At 57.5% G+C, this 21,876-nt stretch carries 20 protein-coding genes; 12 read left to right on the forward strand and 8 right to left on the reverse strand.

Features of this window, described 5'->3' with window-relative positions:
• Nucleotides 1-42: 42 nt before the first annotated feature.
• From hrpA to AP059_RS04270, 4 genes are all read left to right on the forward strand, one after another.
• On the forward strand, nt 43-3,954 hold the full coding sequence (hrpA, locus tag AP059_RS04255; RefSeq protein WP_059762029.1) for an ATP-dependent RNA helicase HrpA: 3,912 nt from the start codon (nt 43-45) through the stop codon (nt 3,952-3,954).
• A gap of 207 nt (nt 3,955-4,161) precedes the next feature.
• Nucleotides 4,162-5,283, forward strand: coding sequence for a beta-ketoacyl-ACP synthase III (locus AP059_RS04260; protein ID WP_059762030.1), 1,122 nt, complete (start codon nt 4,162-4,164; stop codon nt 5,281-5,283).
• 85 nt (nt 5,284-5,368) lie between these two features.
• Nucleotides 5,369-5,971, forward strand: coding sequence for an RNA polymerase sigma factor (locus tag AP059_RS04265; RefSeq protein ID WP_059762031.1), 603 nt, complete (start codon nt 5,369-5,371; stop codon nt 5,969-5,971).
• Nucleotides 5,965-6,204 carry an anti-sigma factor family protein gene (locus tag AP059_RS04270; protein ID WP_059762032.1) on the forward strand — a complete coding sequence of 80 codons (240 nt, stop codon included), beginning with the start codon at nt 5,965-5,967 and terminating at the stop codon, nt 6,202-6,204. Before AP059_RS04265 ends, AP059_RS04270 begins: the two co-directional genes overlap by 7 nt.
• A 62-nt stretch (nt 6,205-6,266) precedes the next feature.
• On the opposite strand, the gene AP059_RS04275 is transcribed toward AP059_RS04270, so the two are convergent.
• A complete protein-coding gene (locus AP059_RS04275) occupies nt 6,267-7,559 on the reverse strand; it encodes a putative porin (protein WP_048366349.1) in 1,293 nt (430 codons plus the stop codon).
• 258 nt (nt 7,560-7,817) lie between these two features.
• Between AP059_RS04275 and AP059_RS04280 the strand changes: the two genes are divergently transcribed.
• Nucleotides 7,818-8,942: a GNAT family N-acetyltransferase gene (locus tag AP059_RS04280; protein WP_059762033.1), complete on the forward strand. Its 1,125-nt coding sequence runs from the start codon at nt 7,818-7,820 to the stop codon at nt 8,940-8,942.
• Between the two features lie 18 nt (nt 8,943-8,960).
• Here the strand turns inward: AP059_RS04280 and AP059_RS04285 are convergent, their stop codons facing one another.
• The 4 genes from AP059_RS04285 to AP059_RS04300 all read right to left on the reverse strand — a co-directional run bounded on the left by AP059_RS04285 (nt 8,961) and on the right by AP059_RS04300 (nt 12,953).
• The gene (locus AP059_RS04285; protein WP_059762034.1) at nt 8,961-9,254 is read right to left on the reverse strand and encodes a hypothetical protein; all 294 of its coding nucleotides are present in this window, start codon (nt 9,252-9,254) and stop codon (nt 8,961-8,963) included.
• A gap of 157 nt (nt 9,255-9,411) precedes the next feature.
• Nucleotides 9,412-11,244, reverse strand: a complete 1,833-nt coding sequence (locus AP059_RS04290; RefSeq protein WP_059762035.1) for an ABC transporter ATP-binding protein — start codon at nt 11,242-11,244, stop codon at nt 9,412-9,414.
• A 102-nt stretch (nt 11,245-11,346) separates the two neighbouring features.
• Nucleotides 11,347-11,916, reverse strand: a complete 570-nt coding sequence (locus AP059_RS04295) for a peptidylprolyl isomerase (protein ID WP_059762036.1) — start codon at nt 11,914-11,916, stop codon at nt 11,347-11,349.
• Nucleotides 11,917-12,029: 113 nt separating this feature from the next.
• Nucleotides 12,030-12,953 (reverse strand): LysR family transcriptional regulator, encoded by a 924-nt coding sequence (locus AP059_RS04300; protein WP_048366344.1) that lies wholly within the window; start codon nt 12,951-12,953, stop codon nt 12,030-12,032.
• 226 nt (nt 12,954-13,179) lie between these two features.
• On the opposite strand from AP059_RS04300, the gene AP059_RS04305 reads away from it, so the two are divergent.
• The 3 genes from AP059_RS04305 (at nt 13,180) to AP059_RS04315 (ending at nt 15,458) form a co-directional block, all read left to right on the forward strand.
• A complete protein-coding gene (locus AP059_RS04305; protein ID WP_059762037.1) occupies nt 13,180-13,779 on the forward strand; it encodes an FMN-dependent NADH-azoreductase in 600 nt (199 codons plus the stop codon).
• Between the two features lie 216 nt (nt 13,780-13,995).
• Complete coding sequence (locus AP059_RS04310) at nt 13,996-14,856, forward strand: carboxylate/amino acid/amine transporter (protein ID WP_059762038.1); 861 nt, start codon at nt 13,996-13,998, stop codon at nt 14,854-14,856.
• A gap of 38 nt (nt 14,857-14,894) precedes the next feature.
• Entirely contained in the window at nt 14,895-15,458 is a 564-nt protein-coding gene (locus AP059_RS04315) for an RBBP9/YdeN family alpha/beta hydrolase (protein WP_059762039.1), read from the forward strand.
• 58 nt (nt 15,459-15,516) lie between these two features.
• Here AP059_RS04315 and AP059_RS04320 read toward each other — a convergent pair whose 3' ends face one another.
• The gene (locus AP059_RS04320) at nt 15,517-16,815 is read right to left on the reverse strand and encodes a mechanosensitive ion channel family protein (protein WP_059762040.1); all 1,299 of its coding nucleotides are present in this window, start codon (nt 16,813-16,815) and stop codon (nt 15,517-15,519) included.
• 192 nt (nt 16,816-17,007) lie between these two features.
• Between AP059_RS04320 and AP059_RS04325 the strand changes: the two genes are divergently transcribed.
• Both AP059_RS04325 and AP059_RS04330 read left to right on the forward strand, forming a co-directional pair.
• Nucleotides 17,008-18,354: a DEAD/DEAH box helicase gene (locus AP059_RS04325; RefSeq protein ID WP_048366339.1), complete on the forward strand. Its 1,347-nt coding sequence runs from the start codon at nt 17,008-17,010 to the stop codon at nt 18,352-18,354.
• A 137-nt stretch (nt 18,355-18,491) separates the two neighbouring features.
• The gene (locus AP059_RS04330) at nt 18,492-18,884 is read left to right on the forward strand and encodes a hypothetical protein (RefSeq protein ID WP_059762041.1); all 393 of its coding nucleotides are present in this window, start codon (nt 18,492-18,494) and stop codon (nt 18,882-18,884) included.
• 278 nt (nt 18,885-19,162) lie between these two features.
• Here the strand turns inward: AP059_RS04330 and AP059_RS04335 are convergent, their stop codons facing one another.
• Together AP059_RS04335 and AP059_RS04340 are read right to left on the reverse strand one after the other, a co-directional pair.
• Nucleotides 19,163-19,885 (reverse strand): TorF family putative porin, encoded by a 723-nt coding sequence (locus tag AP059_RS04335; protein ID WP_059762042.1) that lies wholly within the window; start codon nt 19,883-19,885, stop codon nt 19,163-19,165.
• Between the two features lie 182 nt (nt 19,886-20,067).
• Nucleotides 20,068-20,247, reverse strand: coding sequence for a hypothetical protein (locus AP059_RS04340; protein ID WP_019410559.1), 180 nt, complete (start codon nt 20,245-20,247; stop codon nt 20,068-20,070).
• 357 nt (nt 20,248-20,604) lie between these two features.
• Here AP059_RS04340 and AP059_RS04345 point away from each other — a divergent pair, with 357 nt between their 5' ends.
• Both AP059_RS04345 and AP059_RS04350 read left to right on the forward strand, forming a co-directional pair.
• Nucleotides 20,605-21,441: a CvfB family protein gene (locus tag AP059_RS04345; protein ID WP_059762043.1), complete on the forward strand. Its 837-nt coding sequence runs from the start codon at nt 20,605-20,607 to the stop codon at nt 21,439-21,441.
• A gap of 25 nt (nt 21,442-21,466) precedes the next feature.
• Nucleotides 21,467-21,871: a DUF2177 family protein gene (locus tag AP059_RS04350; protein ID WP_059762044.1), complete on the forward strand. Its 405-nt coding sequence runs from the start codon at nt 21,467-21,469 to the stop codon at nt 21,869-21,871.
• The last annotated feature ends 5 nt before the right edge of the window (nt 21,872-21,876 follow it).

Raw genomic sequence — 21,876 nt, forward strand, 5'->3', positions numbered from 1 at the left:
GACAATCCGCCCCCTGCCTTTACCAAGACTTTTGCGCACCTGATGACTGACGAATCGCCTGCTATCGACAAGCTGCTGAAAAACCTCGATCACGCCATGATTGCCGACCGCCATAAGCTGCGTCGGCAGTTGCATGAGCTGCGCAAAAAACCGGACGACGCCAAGTTGGCGGCCTGGGTGGCGCGGGTTGAGGCGTCGTGCGCGCAGGTGACGGCGCGGGCCGCCAGTGTGCCGTTGATTCGCTATGACGAAAACTTGCCCATTGCCGCCAAGCGCGATGAGATCAAGGCCGCGTTGCTCAAGCATCAGGTGCTGATTCTGGCGGGTGAGACCGGTTCAGGTAAAACCACTCAGTTGCCGAAAATCTGCCTCGAAATCGGTCGTGGTCAGCATGGCCTGATTGGTCACACACAGCCGCGGCGCATTGCAGCGCGCAGCGTGGCCAGCCGCGTAGCAGACGAGTTGGGTACACCGCTGGGCGCACTGGTCGGCTATCAAGTGCGGTTCGAGGATCAAAGCGATTCCAATACCTTGGTCAAGCTGATGACCGACGGTATTTTGCTGGCCGAAACCCAGCACGACCGTTACCTGGAACGCTACGACACGATCATCGTCGACGAAGCACACGAACGCAGTCTGAACATCGACTTTTTGCTGGGTTATCTGAAAATCCTGCTGCCGCGTCGTCCCGACCTGAAAGTCATCATCACCTCGGCCACTATCGACCTTGAGCGCTTCTCCAAGCATTTCAACGATGCGCCGATTGTCGAGGTCTCGGGCCGTACGTACCCGGTAGAAACCTGGTACCGCCCGCTGACCAGCGAGCAGGACGAGGAGGGCAACAGTGTCGAAGAAGACTTGAGCGTCGATCAGGCGATCATTGCCACACTGGATGAGATTGCCGCGCACGAACGCCATGAGCGCAAAAGCCCCGGTGATGTACTGGTGTTTTTGCCCGGAGAGCGTGAGATTCGCGATGCCGCCGACATGCTGCGCAAGGCACAACTCAAGCACACCGAAATCCTGCCTCTATATGCGCGACTGTCCCCGGCCGAGCAGCAGCGAATTTTTCAGTCGCACCCTGGACGGCGCGTGGTGCTGGCGACCAACGTTGCGGAAACCTCGCTCACGGTGCCGGGTATTCGCTATGTGATCGACAGCGGCACGGCGCGCATCAGTCGTTACAGCTATCGCGCCAAGGTGCAGCGCCTGCCGATTGAAGCCATTTCACAGGCCAGCGCCAATCAGCGTAAAGGTCGTTGCGGCCGGGTTGAGCCGGGTATTTGCGTGCGCTTGTACGCCGAAGAAGACTTCAACGCACGGCCCGAATTTACCGACCCCGAAATTCTGCGCACCAACCTGGCGGCCGTGATCCTGCAAATGCTGCATTTGCGTCTGGGCGAGATCACCGCGTTCCCGTTCATCGAGCCACCGGACGGCAAGGCCATCACCGATGGTTTCAATCTGTTGCAAGAGCTGTCGGCAGTTAACCGCGAGAACCAGCTGACCCCGTTGGGCCGACAACTGGCGCGTTTGCCGGTCGACCCGCGCATGGGCCGCATGTTGCTCGAAGCGGCCAAGCTGGGCAGCTTGCAGGAAGTGTTGATCGTGGCCAGTGCAATGTCGGTGCAAGACCCGCGTGAACGTCCACCCGAGCGCCAGCAAGCGGCCGATCAGGCCCATGCGCAATGGAAAGACGTGGACTCGGACTTCGCTGCGCTGATCAACGTATGGCGCGGTTTTGAAGAGCAGCGTCAGGCGCTGACCGCCAGCCCGCTGCGCAACTGGTGCCGCAAGAACTTCCTGAACTACCTGCGCCTGCGCGAGTGGCGTGATTCCCATCGTCAGCTGAGCCTGATCTGCCGCGACCTGCAACTGACGGTCAATAAAGAACCGGCGGACTATCCCAAGCTGCACAAAGCGGTGTTGTCCGGCTTGCTCAGCCAGATCGGGCAAAAGACCGAAGACGGTGATTATCTGGGCGCGCGCCAGCGCAGGTTCTGGATTCACCCCTCATCCGGGCTGGGCAAAAAGCGCCCGCAATGGCTGATGACCGCCGAGCTGGTAGAAACCACCAAACTCTATGCGCGCATGGTGGCCAAGATCGAGCCGGACTGGATCGAGCCGCTGGCGGGGCATCTGGTGAAAAAGAACTTCTTCGAGCCGCATTGGGAGAAAAAGCGCGGGCAAGTGGTGGCTTACGAGCAAATCACCTTGTTCGGGCTGATTGTGGTCGGGCGCCGGGCTGTGCACTACGGGCCGATCGACCCGGTGTTGTCGCGCGAACTGTTCATCCGCGAAGGGTTGGTGCGCGGCGAGATTCTGTCGCGGGCCAAGTGCCTGACCGCCAACGCTCAACTGCTGGAGCAACTCGACGAACTGGAGGCCAAGGCCCGTCGTCGGGACATCCTGGCAGACGAAGAAACCCTGTATGCGTTTTACGACGCGCGCCTGCCGGCCGAGATTCATCAGACCGCCACGTTTGACAGCTGGTACCGGGTCAACAGCCAGAAAGACCCGCAACTGCTGATCATGCGCGAAGAAGACGTGCTGGCCCGCGAAGCCACCGAAATCACAGCCCGGCATTACCCTGACACCCTGCATCTGGGGGATTTGACCCTGGCGCTGAGCTACCACTTTGAACCCAATCACCCGCGCGATGGCGTGACCGTCAAAGTGCCCGCGCCGTTGCTTCCGGTGTTACCGCCAGAGCGTCTGGAATGGCTGGTACCCGGCATGATCGAGGCCAAGTGCATAGCCTTGGTGCGCAGTTTGCCCAAAGCGTTGCGCAAAAACTTTGTCCCGGTGCCGGACTTCGTCAAAGCAGCTCTGGAGCGGATGGCGTTTGCGCAGGGTTCGTTGCCGCACACCTTGGGCCGCGAATTATTGCGCATGACCGGTGCGCGGGTCAGTGACGAGGCGTGGGCAGAGGCCGCGCAGCAAGTCGAAAACCACCTGAAGATGAACATCGAAGTGGTGGACGCCGATGGCAAATTCCTCGGTGAAGGCCGCGATCTGGCTGAACTGACGGCACGCTTTGCGCAGGCCAGTCAGGCGGCGCTGGCGGTGCCGCAAACGGCCAAAAACCAGCAGCCGGTTGAAGCCAAAGTGTTTGCCCCGGTGGCCGAGAAAACCCAACAAAAGATCGCCGGGCTCTCGATGACGGTGTACCCGGCGTTGGTGGAAGAGGGCAACACGGTCAAGGAGGGGCGTTTTTCGACGCCGGCTGAGGCCGAATATCAGCACCGCCGCGCTTTACAGCGTTTGCTGATGCAGCAACTGGCCGAGCCGGCCAAGTTCCTGCGCGGCAAGTTGCCGGGCCTGACCGAGTTGGGGTTGCTGTACCGCGAGCTGGGCCGGGTCGATAGCCTGGTAGAAGACATTCTGCTGGCCAGTCTCGACAGCTGCATCCTTGAAGGCGAGACGGTGTTGCCGCGCGATGGCGCCGGGCTGGCTTCGTTGGCCGAGCGCAAACGCGCAGGCTGGACTGAGCACGCCGAGAAACTGGCCAAACTGACGCTGGACATTCTCAAACTGTGGCACGGCCTGCAAAAGCGCTTCAAGGGCAAGATTGATCTGGCGCAAGCAGTGGCCTTGAATGATATCAAGCAGCAACTGAGCCACTTGGTGTACCCAGGCTTTGTGCGCGAGACGCCGGCAGTGTGGCTCAAGGAGTTGCCGCGGTATTTGAAGGCCATTGAGTTACGACTGGAAAAACTGCCGGGTCAGGTGCAGAAAGACCGGGTGTGGAGCGCTGAATTGAGCGGGTTATGGGCGCAGTATCAGGCGCGCGCCTCCAAGCATGCCCAGGAAGGCAAGCGCGACCCGCAACTGGAGCTGTATCGCTGGTGGCTGGAGGAGTACCGCGTGTCGTTGTTTGGTCAGCAGTTGGGCACCAAAGTGCCGATTTCTGACAAGCGCTTGAGCAAGCAATGGAGTGGAGTGGAGGCCTGACCCTCAGCCGTAGGTAGAGGGTCGGGGCGAGGGGCTTTGTTGCTCACATAACGCCAAATGTTGCCTTTTATGGCAAACTTCGCGGCTATAAAGTCCAGACACGAATTTGATCCAAGGCGTTTACCTCTCATGTGCAGGGGTAAGCCTTTTTATGACTTGGCACTAAGGTGCCAGTATTTTCTGCTTGATCAGAACAGAGGAACGACCGTGCATAACGTCGTCATCAGCGGCACCGGCCTGTACACCCCGGCCAACAGCATCTCCAACGAAGAGCTGGTGCAGTCTTTCAATACCTATGTGCAACAGTTCAATGCCGATAACGCTGGCGCCATCGAGGCCGGCGAGATCGAGCCTCTGGCCGAGTCCAGCGCTGCTTTCATCGAAAAAGCTTCCGGTATCAAAAGCCGCTTTGTGATGAACAAGGACGGCATTCTTGATCCGCAACGCATGCGCCCGCATTTGCCTGAGCGCTCCAATGACGAGATGTCTGTGTTGTGCGAAATGGCTGTCGGCGCCGCCCGACAGGCGCTGGAACGTGCGGGTAAAACCGCTGCCGATATCGACGGCGTTATCGTCGCCTGCTCCAACTTGCAACGCCCATACCCGGCCATTGCCATTGAAGTGCAACAGGCACTGGGCATCCAGGGTTTCGGCTTTGACATGAACGTGGCCTGTTCATCGGCCACTTTTGGCCTTCAGACCGCCAGCAACAGCGTGCAACTGGGTCAGGCCCGGGCCGTGCTGCTGGTAAGCCCGGAAGTGTGCACCGGCCACTTGAATTTCCGTGACCGTGACAGCCACTTTATCTTTGGTGATGCGGCGACCGCCGTGATCGTCGAGCGTGCCGACCTGGCGACCTCCGCGCATCAGTTCGATATTGTCAGCACCAAACTGCTGACCACGTTCTCCAACAGCATCCGTAACAACTTTGGCTTTCTTAACCGTGCCTCAGACGAACCGGCGGACAGCCCGGACCGACTGTTCGTACAGGAGGGGCGCAAAGTATTCCGTGAGGTGTGCCCGATGGTGGCCGAGTTGATCGGTCAGCACCTTGAAGAAAACCAGTTGAACGTAGCGGATGTGAAGCGCTTTTGGCTGCACCAGGCCAACCTGAGCATGAACCACCTGATCGTCAAGCGCCTGCTGGGCCGCGAAGCGTCGGTTGAAGAAGCCCCGGTGATTCTCGACACCTACGCCAACACCAGCTCGGCGGGTTCGGTGATCGCTTTCCACACTTATCAGGACGACTTGCCAAGCGGTGCACTGGCGATCCTCAGCTCGTTCGGCGCGGGCTACTCCATTGGTAGCGTGATTTTGCGCAAGCGTTGATCCCTTGAGGGTGTCGTCACGGGCACAGGCTGCGAACAATCAGGTTCGTCGCCTGCGCCAGCCACTTCAATCGCTGTGAGACCCAATGGCAGACACTGAATTATTAACCCGCTTGCTGGCCGGTGATGAACGGGCCTTTCGCGAGCTGGTCAGTACCTATCAAAGCCCGATGCGTGCCGTGGCGTACGCGATTGTCGGCAATCGGCACGCCGATGAAGCCGTGCAAGATGCGTGGTTGTCGGTGGTGCGCAACCTGGCCGGGTTTGAGGGCCGCTCAAGCCTGAAAACCTGGCTGCTGACCATCACGGCCAATTGTGCGAAAAATCGCTATAAACAAAATCGCCGCGAAGTGCTGCTCGACGACCTGCCATCGCCCCACGGCACGATCGATGATGAGCGCTTCTCCAGTGATGGCCATTGGTTGCTGGCGCCTTTCGCCTGGCATCAGGACACACCTGAAGCCTTGCTCACCGAAGACGAATTGCGTGACTGCCTGGAGCACACTTTGTTGAGCTTGCCGCAGCTGCAAAGCAGCGTGCTGGTGTTGCGCGAGCGTCAAGGGCTGGAGCTGGAGGAGATTTGTAATCTTCTGGAGATATCGCTCTCTAATGTTCGGGTGCTCGTGCACAGAGCCCGACTTAAAGTCTTCGCGACCGTGGAGCATTTCGAGGAAACCGGTGAATGTTGACCTGCAAACAGCAAGTAGCCCGCTCAAGCGATTATCTGGATGGTCAGTTGACGTTTCGTGAACGGTTGTTGGTGCGTCATCACTTGTTGTTTTGTCCCAACTGCCGCCGGTTCATCAAACAAATGCGCTTGCTGGGGGCGACGTTGAAAAAACTGCCCGAGACGCCACCGGCCGATCTGGACAGTACGGTTGAGCGCATGATGCGTGAGCGCTCGCGCTCGAGTGAAAGCTAAAAGAACAAACGTCGTCGACGGATGTGGGGATCGACGACGCGTTCTCTTAAGCCCAGGTGCCGTTAGAACTTGGCTTCTACGTCCAGTTGCAAGGTATTGGTGTTGGCATCTTTCTGGGTGGTGGTGGCGTAGTCGGCTTTGGTCAGGAAGTACGTCACGCCAACCCCGAAGTTCTTGTCGATCTCGTAGCCCAGTTTGACCTTGTGGCCGCGAGAACCGGTGGTGCCGTTCGCGAAGTCAGAGTCAGTGAAGGCTCCGACCACGGCGTTACGCTGAATATCGCGGTAGTTGTAGTCCAGGCTGAAGGCGTTGTACTTGCTTTTGAAGCCCACCAGCCACGCATCGTCCTGATCGCTGTCGGTCTCGGCGTTATGCACGTATTGGCCATACAGCGACAGGGGCAACGGCAGGTTGGCAATATCGACCTGACCAAAGCCTTCGTAAAGACGGAACTCGTCGGTGCTGTTGCCGTTGACCGCCAGTGCACACGGGGTGGTTTTGGTGCCGGTGGTGGGGCACTTGCTGTCTTCGTCGTTTTTGTAGCCGTAAACACTGCCGCCCAGCGTCACTTTCAGGCTGTCGGTCGGGGCGAAACGTGCACCCAACTGGCCGGCGTACATGCTCAGGTCATTGCGAAATTGCACGCCTTCGCCGTCGACGTTGTCCTTGAGGGTGTAATAACCCGCGCTACCGAACATCTCGACGCCGCTGTTGCCCAGGTTGTGTTTGTAGGTGGCGGCCAGACCTTCGGGGTTGATGTCGCTGTCCCAGATCACATCGCCGGTGCTGACCCACGGTTGTGGCATCTTGCCGCCAATCAGGTGCAGGTTATTAATCGCCGTGGGGTGGTAGTCGATGTAGGCCTGATCCAGCCACAGCTGCTTCTTGTCGAAGTAGTTGTCCAGGTCCTGGTTGGTGGAGCGCGCATCGTCGCCGCCGCCCGTGGCAATACGAATACCGGTGTTCACTTGCGGGTTGATTTCGGTGTAGGCACCCAAACGAGCGCGAATGCGCTGACGGTCCTTGTTTTTGCCGTCAGATTCGCCATCGATTTTGACCGTTTCCTGACGCACGCGTACGTCGCCCTTGAATTCAGTCTTGGCCGCCCAGGCCACTTTTTGTTCGAAGGCGCTCAGATCAGACTTCTTCACCTGATTGGCGGCAGCTTCTTGCTGGGCCTGTTTTTCACTGGTGAGTTCGGTTTGCAATTCAGCGTATTGAGCTGGCGAAATGGAGCCGTTGGCCTTGAGCATTTCCAGCAGTTTGGCATCGACCCCGGCGCTGGCCGGAATACTCATGGCTATAGCCAAGCCGCCACACAGTCCCGCCGCAACCCGTGTAGATACAAGACGCATATGAATCTCCCAGTGGTGAGATGGCCCTAGCCACCCCAGGAAAAACGGCCCTTTATGGGCTCTGAATTGAAGCGGTGCGGGTGGACTTGCGGCGTGTAGGCCGACGACCACTCATAACCCCGCGATCTAAGAAGCGGCGTCAGTATCGCGGCTGGATATGACAGAAAAGTGGCAAAGTGATAGCAAGTCTGTGACAGCGTCATCGTCGCTGGCGGGGTGTTACCATCGCGGCCTTACGCCGCGTGCTGAGGTTTTTCAATGCCGTTACATCGTCTGGACAGCCTGTCGGCTATCAGCGCTCAGGAATGGGATGCGCTGGTGCCTGCCTCGCAACCGTTTCTGCGTCATGCCTTTCTCAGTGCCCTGGAAGACAGCGCCAGCCTTGGGCCGCATTCAGGTTGGCAGCCTGAGCATTTGCTGCATTACGAAGATGGGCAGTTGCACGCTGCGTTGCCCAGTTATCGCAAATGGCACTCCTATGGCGAATACGTGTTTGATCACGAGTGGGCGGATGCTTGCGAGCGTGCGGGCATTGACTACTACCCCAAGCTTTTGACGGCCGTGCCATTTAGCCCGGTCAGTGGCCCGCGCTTACTGGCGGCCCGCGCCGAAGACGGGTTCGCGCTGTTGGCGGCATTGCCCGGTTATCTGGAGAGCGAGGGGTTGTCCAGTGCGCACATCAACTTCACCGACCCGTTGGCCGATAACGCTTTGGCACAGCAACCGGGCTGGTTACAACGATTGGGCTGCCAGTTTCATTGGCAAAATCGCGAGTACCGCGACTTTCAGGACTTTCTCGATACGCTCAGCTCACGCAAACGCAAGCAGATGCGCAAAGAGCGTGAGCAAGTGGCGGGGCAGGGGTTCGAGTTTGAATGGCTCGAAGGCCATCAGGTCAGCGAAGCACAATGGGACTTCGTCTACGCCTGCTACGCCAATACCTACGCCATACGCCGCCGCACCCCGTATTTGACCCGCGCGTTTTTCAGTCTGCTGGCCGAGCGCATGCCAGAGGCCATTCGCGTGGTGATGGCCAAACAAGCCAATCAGCCGGTGGCGATGGCCTTTAGCCTGGTGGGGGGCGACAGTTTGTATGGGCGCTACTGGGGCTGCCTGGCTGAGTTCGACCGGTTGCACTTTGAAACGTGTTTCTACCAGGGCATGGATTACGCCATCGCACAGGGTATTCAGCGCTTTGATGCCGGAGCACAGGGTGAGCACAAGTTGATTCGCGGCTTTGAACCGGTGATTACTCACTCATGGCATTACCTGCGCCACGCGGGATTGAGAGCGGCAGTCAGTGATTTTTTACGGCGTGAGCGTGAAGGTGTGTTGGCCTATGCCCAAGAAGCCCGCTCAGCCTTGCCCTATCGGCAAGACTGAGCAGTGCACACCCTCAAATCAGGCAGGTGCGTCGTTACGTTTTTCGCACTGCGACAGATCGCGTTGGTTGGCCATTAATTGGGCTGGCGTTGAGTAGGTCGAGCGAAAAGGCAGCACCGGGAGGGGCCCGTCCGGGGTCATGGCTACGCAATTTATGTACACGTAAGGGCCATTGCCCGGCAGCCGGTTTTTTTTGACCTTGGTGGGTTGCAGCTGTGCTGCATCGCCTTGGTGAGCCTCTGCCGCATGGGCAAATGTAGTGAATGGCAAAGCAAGTGTGAGCGTGATTAAAAAGATGAAGAGTCGGTTCATGAGTTCAGTCCATTGAATACGTCAGTGAAGACGCGAGCAGTTCGCGTCTGTACTTCACTGTAGTGTTCGCTCGACTCAACGGGGGGAGGGGGGGCTGATAATCGGCCGACTCACGTTGTAGGAATAGCCTGCCAGTTCGGCAGGCTATTGTTCTGGCTTAATCGATCCCGACAAATCCACCCGTTTGGTGTTGCCAGAGGCGTGCATACAAACCGCCCCGGGCGAGCAGTTCGGCATGCGTGCCGCTTTCGGCGATCTGGCCTTTTTCCAGCACCACCAAGCGGTCCATGCGCGCGATGGTCGACAGGCGGTGAGCGATGGCGATCACGGTTTTACCCTGCATCAGGGTTTCAAGGCTCTCTTGAATCGCTGCTTCCACTTCAGAGTCCAAGGCCGAAGTGGCTTCGTCCATGATCAGAATCGGCGCGTTCTTGAGCAGCACGCGGGCGATGGCGATGCGCTGGCGCTGACCACCCGACAATTTGACCCCGCGCTCACCCACATGGGCGTCAAAGCCGGTTCGGCCCTGAGCGTCGGACAGCAGCGGGATGAATTCGTCGGCGCGGGCTTTATGCACGGCAGCCCATAATTGTTCGTCGGTGGCATCCGGTTTGCCGTACAGCAAGTTGTCGCGAATCGAACGGTGCAGCAGCGAGGTGTCCTGGGTAATCATGCCGATTTGCTCGCGCAGGCTTTCCTGCGTCACTTCGGCAATATTTTGACCGTCGATCAGGATGCGCCCGCCTTGGAGGTCGTACAGGCGTAACAGCAAGTTGACCAGTGTCGATTTGCCTGCGCCTGAGGGGCCGATCAAACCGATTTTTTCGCCCGGTTTGATCACCAGGTTCAGGTCGCTGATGATGCCGCTGCGCTTGCCGTAGTGGAAGTCCACGTGTTCGAAGCGCACCTCGCCGCGGGTCACGTTCAGGCGCGGGGCATTTTCGCGGTCAGTCACCGCCACTGGCTGGGCAATGGTTTGCAGCCCGTCTTGGACCATGCCGATGTTTTCGAAGATGCCGTTGACCACCCACATGATCCAGCCGGACATGTTGACGATGCGGATCACCAGGCCCGTGGCCAGCGCAATGGCTCCCACGCTGATCAACGACTGGCTCCACAGCCACAGGGCCAGGCCGCTGGTGCTGACAATCAACAGACCGTTCATGCTGGTGATGGTGACGTCCATGCTGGTGACGACACGGCTGGCCAGTCGGGTTTTTTCGGTTTGCTCGATGATGGCTTCGCGGGCGTACTGTTGCTCAAATTGAGTGTGGGCAAACAACTTGAGGGTGGTGATGTTGGTGTAGCCGTCGACGATGCGGCCCATCAGTTTAGAGCGCGCTTCGGAGGACACCACCGAGCGTTCCTTGACCTTGGGGACGAAGTAATACAGTGCACCGATATAAAGCACGATCCAGGTCAGCAGCGGCAGCATGAGGCGCCAGTCGGCTTCGGCGAACAGAACCAGCGAGCTGATGGCATAGATCAACACGTGCCACAGCGCGTCCACCGCTTGCACCGCTGAGTCGCGTAACGAGTTGCCGGTTTGCATGATGCGTTGCGCAATGCGCCCGGCAAAATCGTTCTGGAAGAAGTTCAGGCTTTGCTTAAGCACATAGTTGTGATTCTGCCAGCGGATCAGGCTGGTCATGCTCGGGCTGAGGGTCTGGTGCACCAATAGATCATGCAGGCCAAAGAACACCGGGCGAATGATCAAGGCCACGACGGCCATCCAGATCAGTTCACCCTTGTGGAGGCTGAAAAAGTCAGTGTTGGGCGTGCCCTGTGCCAGGTCGATCAAGGTGCTCAGGTAGCTGAACAGCGCGACTTCAACCAGGGCCGCGACCAGCCCCACCACGAGCAGTGCGGCAAAAATCGGCCATACCTGACGCAGGTAATAGAGGTAAAACGCCCACACGGTGGAGGGCGGTGCATCGGTGGGAGGCTTGCGGAAAATATCGATCAGTTGTTCGAAACGACGGTAGAGCATGGTCACTGACGCCCGCTGTGCGGGCGCTCCTTTAGTGGTGTGGCCGGTAGCACCCGATGGCGTGGTATTTACCGGTCAGCGCTCCCTGCAAGACTCAATCCATCAGTCCACGCGTTTGGCGGACTTGATCAGAACCGGGTCAATCGGCACATTTTGCATGCCTTGCTTGGTGGTGGTCTGCGAGTTAACGATTTGATCGACAACGTCCATGCCTTTCACCACTTTGGCGAACACGGCATAACCGGCATCACTGCCCGGATTGAGGAATGCGTTATCTGCCACGTTGATGAAAAACTGGCTGGTGGCCGAGTTCGGGTTGGAGGTGCGTGCCATCGACAACGTACCGCGCACGTTATGCAGGCCGTTGCTGGCTTCGTTTTTGATTGGGTCTTTGGTGTCTTTTTGTGTCATTTGAGCCGTGAAACCGCCACCTTGCACCATGAAGCCCGGTATCACCCGGTGGAAAATGGTGTTGGTGTAGAAACCGCTGTCGACGTATTCCAGAAAGTTCTTGCTGCTGATCGGTGCTTTTACCGGGTCCAGTTCGATTTCAATTTCCCCGAAGCTGGTGTTCAGCAGTACATGCGGCGCCTTGGTCGGTGCAGGCGTGGCAGCCATCAGGTTGGCAGCAAACAGCAGGGCACCAGCGGCGAGGGCAATCTTTTTAAACATGGTTCAGTAATCCTGAAAAGTGGGGTGACGGGTCTATGTCACGCAGGCAATGGGGCGAGGTGTAGCGATCGTTGGACAGGATATGCGCGAATCCGGTTCCTGCCCACCGCTGTTCACGCTTGCAGTGGCGCAGCAAACGCTGCGTCCAGCGGCGCTGTATCAAAGGTGCGTAACAACTCGACAAGTATTTGGGTGGCAGGCCCCAGCGGTTTGTCCTTGTTGCTGTACAGGAAAAACACCGGGTGGCGGTTGCCGCCCTGATGGAGCGGCAAAGGCTTGAGCACGCCTTCGTGTATTTCGCGTTCAATCATGTGTCGGGGCAGCCAGGCAAAACCCAGGCCGCTACCGACAAAGGCGGCAGCGGTGGCCAGGCTGCCAACGGTCCAGCGTTGTTCGGCGCCCAGCCAGCCCATGTCCCGTGGTTGCTGGCGCCCCGAATCGCGGATCACCACTTGCAGCTGGCTTTCAAGGTCCTGAAATTGCAGTTCACGTTGCAGGCGGTGCAGCGGATGGTCCGGGTGAGCCACGGCGACAAACTCTACCGCACTCAACTCAGTGCCCAGATAGCCTGGAATATTGAAGCTGCTGATGGCCAGGTCAGCGACCCCCTCGAGCAGGACTTCCTCTACGCCGGACAGCACTTCTTCACGCAGGCGAACCCGGCAGCCGCGGCTTTGCGGCATAAATGCGGTCAGCGCGCGAACCAGCCGTGCGTTGGGGTAGGCGGCGTCCACTACCAGGCGCACTTCCGCTTCCCAGCCTTGCTCCATGTGGTGGGCGAGGTCTTCGAGCTGGCTGGCTTGTTTGACCAGCTGCCGCGAGCGGCGCAGCAATACGCCGCCCGCCTCGGTGAGCACCGCTTTGCGGCCGTCGATGCGCAGCAGTGGCACCCCGAGCTGGTCCTGCATGCGGGCCACGGTATAACTGACGGACGATTGCGAGCGGTGCAGCACCTCGGCGGCCTGGGCAAAGCCGCCGTGGTCGACCACCGCTTGCAGGGTGCGCCATTGATCAAGGGTCACGCGGGGCGCTTTCACGATGAATGCCTCAAAGATGAATGGATTAATGCGTAGCCGCTACCGAAGGCTGCGTTCGGTGTTAGGCGCGGCTACGAGAAACGGGCCAAATAATCGCACCAGCCGGTGTTTTAATAAACAACTTAATAGATAGGTTGTAGCAGGTATTTGCGCTTTTTCATCGAACCAATGCTGTTTAGTCTTCACTCCATCGCCTTACAGCATTTAAAGATGGAGCCTACCTCTCATGTCCCGTGTCCTGATTATTGAAAGCAGCGCCCGCCAACACGATTCGTTTTCCCGTCAATTGACCCGCCAGTTCATCAGCCAATGGCAAGCAGCTCATCCTGAGGACCCGATGACGATGCGCGATGTGGCGCTCCATCCGGTGCCGCATCTGGATGCTCATCTGCTGGGCGGCTGGATGAAACCTGAAGATCAACGCAGCGAGGCAGAGCAAACGTCCTTGCAGCGTTCAAACGAATTGACCGATGAAGTGCTGGCGGCGGATGTGCTGGTGATGGCCGCGCCGATGTACAACTTCGCCATTCCCAGCACGCTCAAAGCCTGGCTGGACCACGTGCTGCGCGCCGGGGTGACCTTCAAATACACCGAAACCGGGCCGCAAGGCTTGCTCACCGGCAAGAAAGCTTACGTGCTGACCGCCCGTGGCGGTATCTATGCGGGTAGCACCGCGGACCATCAAGAACCGTATTTGCGTCAGGTGATGGCGTTTATCGGTATTCACGATGTGACGTTTATCCACGCCGAGGGTATGAACCTGGGCGGTGACTTTCAGGAAAAAGGATTGAACCAAGCCAAGTCCCGGCTTTCACAAGTGGCATGAGCTGTTAATCGACAGATAATCGGCGACAGGCTTAATCGTTTCATTGCTCCTTCAAGCATGCGGTTCGCGCATCGAACCTCCCTTTGCACTTTGCTCCTGAGTGCTCCAACCCGATCAGCCTCTGTGCCAGATCGGGTTTTTTTTGCCCGGCATTTCGTTGCACAACGAAAACCGCTAAGGTCGCGCACATTCCGTTGGGCAGCAGGCGAAAGATTTATGGGTTATTTGTTGATTGTCACGCTGATACAGGCGTTTTCCTTCAGCCTGATTGGCGAGTATCTGGCAGGCCACGTCGACAGTTACTTTGCGGTGCTGGTACGGGTGGTGCTGGCGGGTCTGGTGTTTATCCCGTTGACGCGCTGGCGCAAGGTCGAAGCCGGTTTTATGCGCGGCATGTTGCTGATCGGTGCTTTGCAGTTCGGCATCACTTACGTGTGCCTTTATCTGAGCTTTCGCGTGCTCACGGTGCCAGAAGTATTGCTGTTCACCATTTTGACGCCGCTGCACGTGACGTTGATTGAGGATGCGCTCAATCGGCGCTTCAATCCGTGGGCGTTGGTGGCGGCACTGGTGGCTGTCAGCGGGGCAGCGGTGATTCGTTTTGACAGCATCAGCCCGGACTTCTTCAAAGGCTTCCTGTTGCTGCAATTGGCCAACTTTACCTACGCTGCCGGCCAGGTGATGTACAAGCATCTGGTGGCGCGTTACCCCAGCGATCTGCCGCATTACCGGCGTTTTGGTTATTTCTATCTGGGCGCGCTGGCCGTGGTGTTGCCTGCATTTTTGCTGTTTGGCAAAGCGCACTTTTTACCGGACGCACCGTTGCAGTGGGGGGTGCTGGTATTTTTGGGGCTGGTATCAACGGCACTCGGCATGTACTGGTGGAACAAAGGCGCGTGCCTGGTCAGTGGCGGCACGCTGGCGGTGATGAACAACCTGCACGTGCCGGTCGGCTTGCTGCTGAACCTGCTGATCTGGAACCAGCATGAACCGTTGGGCCGTTTGTTTTTGGGCGGGCTGGTGATTCTGGTCGCTGTTTGGATCAGTCGCCTCGACCGCAGGGCCGTGACGAGCTAAGGTCTTGGGACCTATCCAGCATCCACAGGAGAGCAGGGATGACCGTCAGAGTGTTGATATTGCCGGGGCTTTTTGATTCCGGTCCCGATCACTGGCAATCGCAGTGGGAGCAGCGTTTTAGCGGGTTAAAACGCGTTAAACAGACCGATTGGCAGACGCCGACCTGTGCAGACTGGGTGCAACGCTTGCATGAAAAGGTCACTGCCAGCGAACGACCTGTCGCGCTGGTGGCCCACAGCCTGGCGTGTACCTTGATCGCCCGCTGGGCGCATGAGTATCCAGACATTGCACAAAAGATGGTGCGAGGGGCTTTGTTGGTCGCGCCCAGTGATACCGAAGCCGACAGTTATCCGGGCGGCACTCACGGTTTTACACCGATGCCACTGAATTTACTGCCGTTTGAATCGATCACGGTGGCAAGCACTGACGACCCTTATGTCAGCGTCGAGCGCGCCAAAATGTTCAGTGATGCCTGGGGCAGCACCTTGGTGCATCTACCCAATGCAGGGCATATCAATGGTGAGCGTGGCTATGGCAAGTGGCCGCAGGGCATTGACCTGTTATTTAAATTGACGGGCGATCAGCAGTTCAAACAGGCGTAATGCCGGTGTATGTCAGGGTCTTGCAAGCATGCGCTCCAAGACCCTGGCATCCAGCTTCTCAATCGTCAGCGTTTGCCGCTTGCTCAACCACCAGCGGAGTTTGAAGCTTATTCAACAAGCCGTTGCGCAAATCATTGCCGCTTGGCTGTTGATACACGCTCAGACCGAACTCAGGCATCACTGACAGCAAATAGTCAAAAATATCGCCCTGGATCTGCTCGTACTCATCCCACACCGTGGTGCGGGTGAAGCAGTACACCTCCAGCGGCACGCCTTGGGCGGTGGTTTGCATCTGACGCACCATGCAGGTCATGTTCGGCTGAATCTCAGCATGGCTTTTCAGGTAGGCCAGCGCATAGGCGCGGAAAGTACCGATGTTGGTCATGCGTCGACGGTTGGCGGACATGGCGGCGACGTTGCCCTGGGCCTCGTTCCAGCTTTTGAGCTCGGCCTTTTTGCGCGTCAGATAATCCCTGAGCAAGCGCACTTGCTCCAGGCGCTGTTCTTGCTCATCCGTTAAAAAGCCGATTTCAGCGGCATCGATAAACAGGCTGCGCTTGATTCGGCGTCCACCGGACTGCTGCATGCCGCGCCAGTTTTTGAACGACTCGGACATCAGGCGCCAGGTCGGAATCGAGACGATGGTCTTGTCGAAGTTCTGCACCTTGACCGTGTGCAGGGTGATGTCGATGACATCGCCATCGGCGCCCACCTGCGGCATTTCGATCCAGTCCCCTACACGCAGCAGGTCGTTACTGGTCAATTGCACGCTGGCCACGAACGACAGCAAGGTGTCTTTGTAGACCAACAAAATAACCGCCGACATCGCGCCCAGACCCGAAAGCAGCAGCATGGGTGAGCGGTCGATCAAGGTGGCGACGATGATGATGGCCGAAAACACATACAGCAGCATTTTGGTCAGCTGCACGTAGCCTTTGATCGGCCGGGTTTTGGCGTAATTGGTGCGCGAATAGATGTCGAGCATGGCGTCCAGTAACGCGCTGATCACCCGCGTCAGGACGAAAATCGTAATCGCCAGCGCCAGGTTGCCGAGGAAGTGGCGACCGTTGTCGCTCATGTCCGGCACCAGGTTGCGCCCAAATTGCACCATCAACGAAGGCGTCAATTGCGCCAGACGATGGAACACCTTGTGTTCGCGTAAATCGTTGATCCAGTGCAGCGCCGGTTGGCGGCCCAGCATCTTGGTCACGCGCAAAACGATGATGCGTGCAACGTGGCCCGCGATCAGCGCGATGCCCACCAATACGATCAGGCCCAGTAGCGCAGACAGCCAAGGATGCTCGTCGAGGTGGGCCCAAAGCGTCTGGAATTGAACCCAGAGTTGTTGAATATCCATAAGCGAAAACGTTACCCCAGAAGTAAATGGCTCGGGGATTAGAGCATTTACAGGTGTTCAATGGGCTGATGTGGGACTAAAGAGCGTAAAAATTCATTTCTTTCACGCCGTTCATGCAAAGTCACTCGGCCTGAGCGCTCGAAACGTTTACTCTATGCCGCTGATTTTTTGCATTTCTTCGAGGTAGCACCCGTGTTTTCCGATTTCGCCCTGCACGAACGCCTGCTTAAAGCTGTGGCCGAGCTTAAATTTGTCGAGCCTACGCCTGTGCAAGCAGCGGCCATTCCGCTCGCGCTCCAAGGGCGTGACCTGCGGGTGACAGCTCAGACCGGGAGTGGCAAAACCGCTGCTTTCGTCTTGCCCATTCTGAACCGCCTGATTGGCCCGGCCAAAATCCGCGTCAGCATCAAAGCGCTGATCCTGCTGCCTACCCGCGAGCTGGCACAGCAAACGCTCAAGGAAGTGGAGCGTTTTTCGCAGTTTACGTTCATCAAGTCCGGTTTGATCACTGGCGGTGAAGACTTCAAGGTCCAGGCTGCCATGCTGCGCAAGGTGCCGGATATCCTGATCGGTACGCCGGGCCGTCTGCTGGAGCAACTGAACGCCGGCAACCTGGACTTGAAAGAAGTTGAAGTGCTGGTACTCGACGAAGCTGACCGGATGCTCGACATGGGCTTCGCCGAGGACGTGCAGCGTCTGGTCGACGAGTGCCAGAACCGTCAACAGACCATGCTGTTTTCGGCCACCACCGGTGGTTCGGGGCTGCGTGAAATGGTCGGCAAAGTGCTGGACAACGCCGAACACTTGCAGCTCAACCAGGTCAGCCAGCTGAACGCCACCACGCGTCAGCAAATCATCACCGCCGACCATAATCAGCACAAAGAGCAGATTGTTAACTGGTTGCTGGCCAACGAGACGTATCAAAAAGCCATTGTTTTCACCAACACCCGCGCCATGGCTGACCGTATCTACGGCCGTCTGGTGGCTCAGGACTACAAAGCGTTTGTCTTGCACGGTGAGAAAGACCAGAAGGACCGCAAACTGGCCATCGACCGCCTCAAGCAAGGCGGGGTCAAGATTCTGGTGGCCACTGACGTGGCAGCCCGTGGCCTGGACGTTGAAGGCCTGGACCTGGTGATCAACTTCGACATGCCACGCAGCGGTGACGAATACGTACACCGTATCGGCCGTACCGGCCGTGCTGGCAACGAAGGTTTGGCGATCTCGTTGATCTGCCACGGCGACTGGAACCTGATGTCCAGCGTTGAGCGTTACTTGAAGCAAAGCTTCGAGCGTCGCACCATCAAGGAAGTCAAAGGCACCTACGGCGGACCGAAAAACGTCAAGGCTTCGGGCAAAGCGGTTGGCGTGAAGAAGAAAAAGACTGACGCCAAAGGCGTTAAGAAGAAGTCGGGCGCCAAGGCGCCGACCAAGCGCAAAATCGCTAACCGCCCTAAGACCGATGCTCTGTCATTGGTCAGCAAAGACGGCATGGCGCCGCTCAAGCGCCGTAAGCCAGAAGCACCCGCCGCTGAATAAAGCGCAGGTATAAAGGTGCAAAAACCCGGCCTCGGCCGGGTTTTTTATTGTCTGGCCAAAAGCGCCTGAACGTCTGCCGGGATTATCAGTCACTACTCAAGAAGGACATTTCATCTAACCGTAGGGGAGTGAAGCTGATGGCCACTTATAACTGGGCACTGATCGAGCGTCTTCTGCACGAGGTACAAAATGGCGCAGGTAAGCCGTTTGCACCACGGGTGTATGCCGAAGAGTACGCTGTAGACCTCCAGAATCAGGAGCAGCCGGTGGGCGATGTTGATGAGCTGAAAGTACTGGCCTGCAATTACGAAGCGCTGTTGCTCAAACAAGGTTTTATCGACTCGCGTCCTGAAAGCGAGGGGGGGACAGGTGAGAATTTTGTCCTGACTGAGCGCGGGTCGCAGTTGCTGAGCTTGATCGACAGCGCCATTCCAGGCAATGCTCACCCGTTGCAGGTGCTGAATGAACAGGCGGACCCGCTTGATCCCGCGACGTTTGATGAGCTGGCGGCCAAGGCGCAAATAGCTTGAGTGCACTCTCTGGCCGTTTTGTCGCAGAACGGCCAGGGTTTTGTGCCTCAACGACTGCGCCGTCGCAGGTCTTTACCTGTGGGGTGAATCACACCGAGATAGCGTTAAATCATTTGAGCGTCAACCGAGGCGGCGGGCGCAATATCAGGCCATATGGCGGCGTGAATCATAGTCCGTCTGAGCACGAAAGATGTGGGAGGCGCAGCAAGCTGGCGAGCAAGAACTGAGGAAGCGGCTGTGGATCGAGCAGCCCAGGGCGGCGGTTCAAGGCCTTTGAGTCAGTAAAACGCTCGCTCAGCCTTGAGTGTGACTAAGCCATCACATTGGCTGTTCTGCCCCGAATACGCTGAGCACTGCGCGCCCTCCAGGCTGGAGTCGCTGTAGATCAGGTTGAGGTCGATGCCCATGAAGGGGCGGGATAACTTGATTGACCAGTCATTGAAGGCGCGCACGCTGCCACCCTCGGCAATCGACACCGGGGTGCCCAGTTGGTGGGTGGTGTATTTCATGCTCACCCCAATGCCAAACGGCTGGTTGACCCCAAGGTCGGCAAACACGGTGCTGTCATGGCGATCCGGGTCGTTACTGAACGCTGCGCCGAAGCGGGTTCCGAGTACCGTTAATCCTGCGTAGAACTGCTGGCTGTCGAGCGGGCTGAGTTTGGGGTAACTGTAATGGATCATCCCCAGCTCGTAACTCAGGGTTTGATCGAAAGGGTGTTTGTAACCCAGGTAGGAGTCGACTTCGAGGTTGGTGCCGGGCTTGATACCCATCGTCGGCGCCCACTGGCCGACGTACCAGCCACTGTCGTGGGTCAAGTCCAGGCCGCCATGAAAGGTCGAGCCGGGGCTGGTGGGTTTGACCAGGCCTTGGGCCATGCTGCGGCTGGGTAGAGTGCCGAGTTTGAGGTCGAAATCCCCCAGTTCGCGGGAAAAGACCTGTGCATCAACTAACGTGCTGGCCAGCAGAGTGCCGGTCAGCATTAACGCCCGTGTGAGCATGCATTCCTCCTGTTTTCCGCGCAGAGGCTTGATCTAGAGGGCTTAGAGGATACGGGTGAATGCCGGCCACAGTGTGCCGTTCGTCGATTTATCGAGCCAGACAAGCATTTAGGGGGGAGGTAGCCGATAGTCCTAGCGCTTTGTGCAGGCAAAGCGCATGAGGACCTAGTGACGCGAGGGTGTTACTTTTTGCCCAGCGTGATTTGCTTGGACGGGCCGAAGGTCTGGCCGCTGACGCCTTTGTCAATTTGCTGGATCTCGCCACCGGATTTCAAGAATGCGGCGATTTGCGCATTGATCGAATCACTGGTTTCAACTGCGGGAGCTGGCTTTGCTTTGCTGGCGGATGCTTTTACGCGCATGACGGCTATTGACCTGTAGAAAATAACTTGGCCAGCGATAGTACCTGAAATGCTTGACAATTGCTTGTTAAATATCTCCGTAAAATAATATAAGGCGCCGGGTCTTGAATATATTCACTCTCGTAATCACCGGCTAACTGGCTGTTTTAATTAAAAACATTCACTGGTTTATTGCAGGCTAAAGACGGGGCTCGGGCGCAGGTTTTCGCCGGTCGGGCTGACGAGCGGCGCGCAACAGCGCTGGTCGATGCCCGTAAACCGGGCGCTTGGCAGATTTTTTCGGGGCGGCGTCCTACAGCTTCGATGTGCCCCCCTAAACTCGGGTAGAATGCCGCCCACGTAATGAGGGTATTGGACATGGCTTTAATCGGTCGCTACAACAGTTTGCAAGTGGTGAAACACACCCACTTTGGTTTGTATCTGGACGGCGGGGCAGACGGCGAAATTCTATTGCCCAACCGTTATATTCCCAAAGACATTCCCAGTGAAGATGAAGACTGGCTCAACGTTTTTGTTTATTTGGACAGTGATGACAAGTTAATTGCCACCACTGAAAAACCAAAAGTTCAGGTGGGTGAGTTCGCCAGTCTGAAAGTGGTTGAAGTTAATAGCATCGGTGTATTCCTCGATTGGGGTTTGCCCAAAGATTTGCTGTTGCCGTATTCCGAAGAAAAACGCCAGATGACGGCGGGCGAATACGTGGTGGTGCACGTCTATCTCGATAAGCACACCCGTCGCATCACGGCCACTGCGCGCCTGGATCGCTACCTGGATAAAACCCCGGCCACGTATCAAGTCGGCCAGGAAGTTGACCTGCTGGTGGCTGAAGCCACCGACATGGGCTTCAAGGCGGTGATCAATAACAAGCATTGGGGCCTGATCCACAAGAACGAAATCTTCAAGTTCATGCGGGCGGGCAAGCAAGAAAAAGGCTTTATCAAAGAAATCCGCGCTGACGGCAAAATCAGTTTGAGCTTGCAGCCCGTCGGTCAGGAAGCGGCCAGCAGCCTGAACTCCAAGATCCTGAGCAAACTGCGCGATAACGATGGCGTGTTGGCGGTGAGCGACAAAAGCGATCCCGAGCTGATCAGCAGCCTGTTTGGTGTCAGCAAAGGTAACTTCAAAAAAGCCATCGGCTCGTTGTACAAGGAAGGCAAGATTGCGATCCACCCGGACCGCATTCAATTGATCTGATCCAACTGCCAAGAGGGCTGTCGACATGCGGAAAAGTGTTTGGGCGTATATCGGTGCGTTACTGGCTTTTCTGATACTCGACGGCCTTTGGTTGGGCCTGCTCATGAGCTCTACCTATAAAGAGCTGTTCGGCCCCTTGATGCTGGAGCCTCCCAAGTGGGGCCCGGCCATCGTCTTCTATTTGATGTACGTCCTCGGTGTGGTGTTTTTTGTGGTGCGCCCCGCGCTGGCGCGTGGCAGTGCCCGCAGGGCAGCGCTGAGCGGTGCATTCTTCGGCCTGATCGCCTATGGCACTTACGACATGACCAACTGGGCGACGCTCAATGGCTGGTCTGCGCAGCTGGCGTTGATGGACATGGCGTGGGGCACGCTGTTGACCTGCCTGGCGTCGCTTTCAGGTTATTGGACCGCCCGCAAACTGGCGGCTTGATGTTT

The organism is Pseudomonas sp. TAA207, from assembly GCF_001529285.1.
GTDB classification, from domain to species: domain Bacteria; phylum Pseudomonadota; class Gammaproteobacteria; order Pseudomonadales; family Pseudomonadaceae; genus Aquipseudomonas; species Aquipseudomonas weihenstephanensis.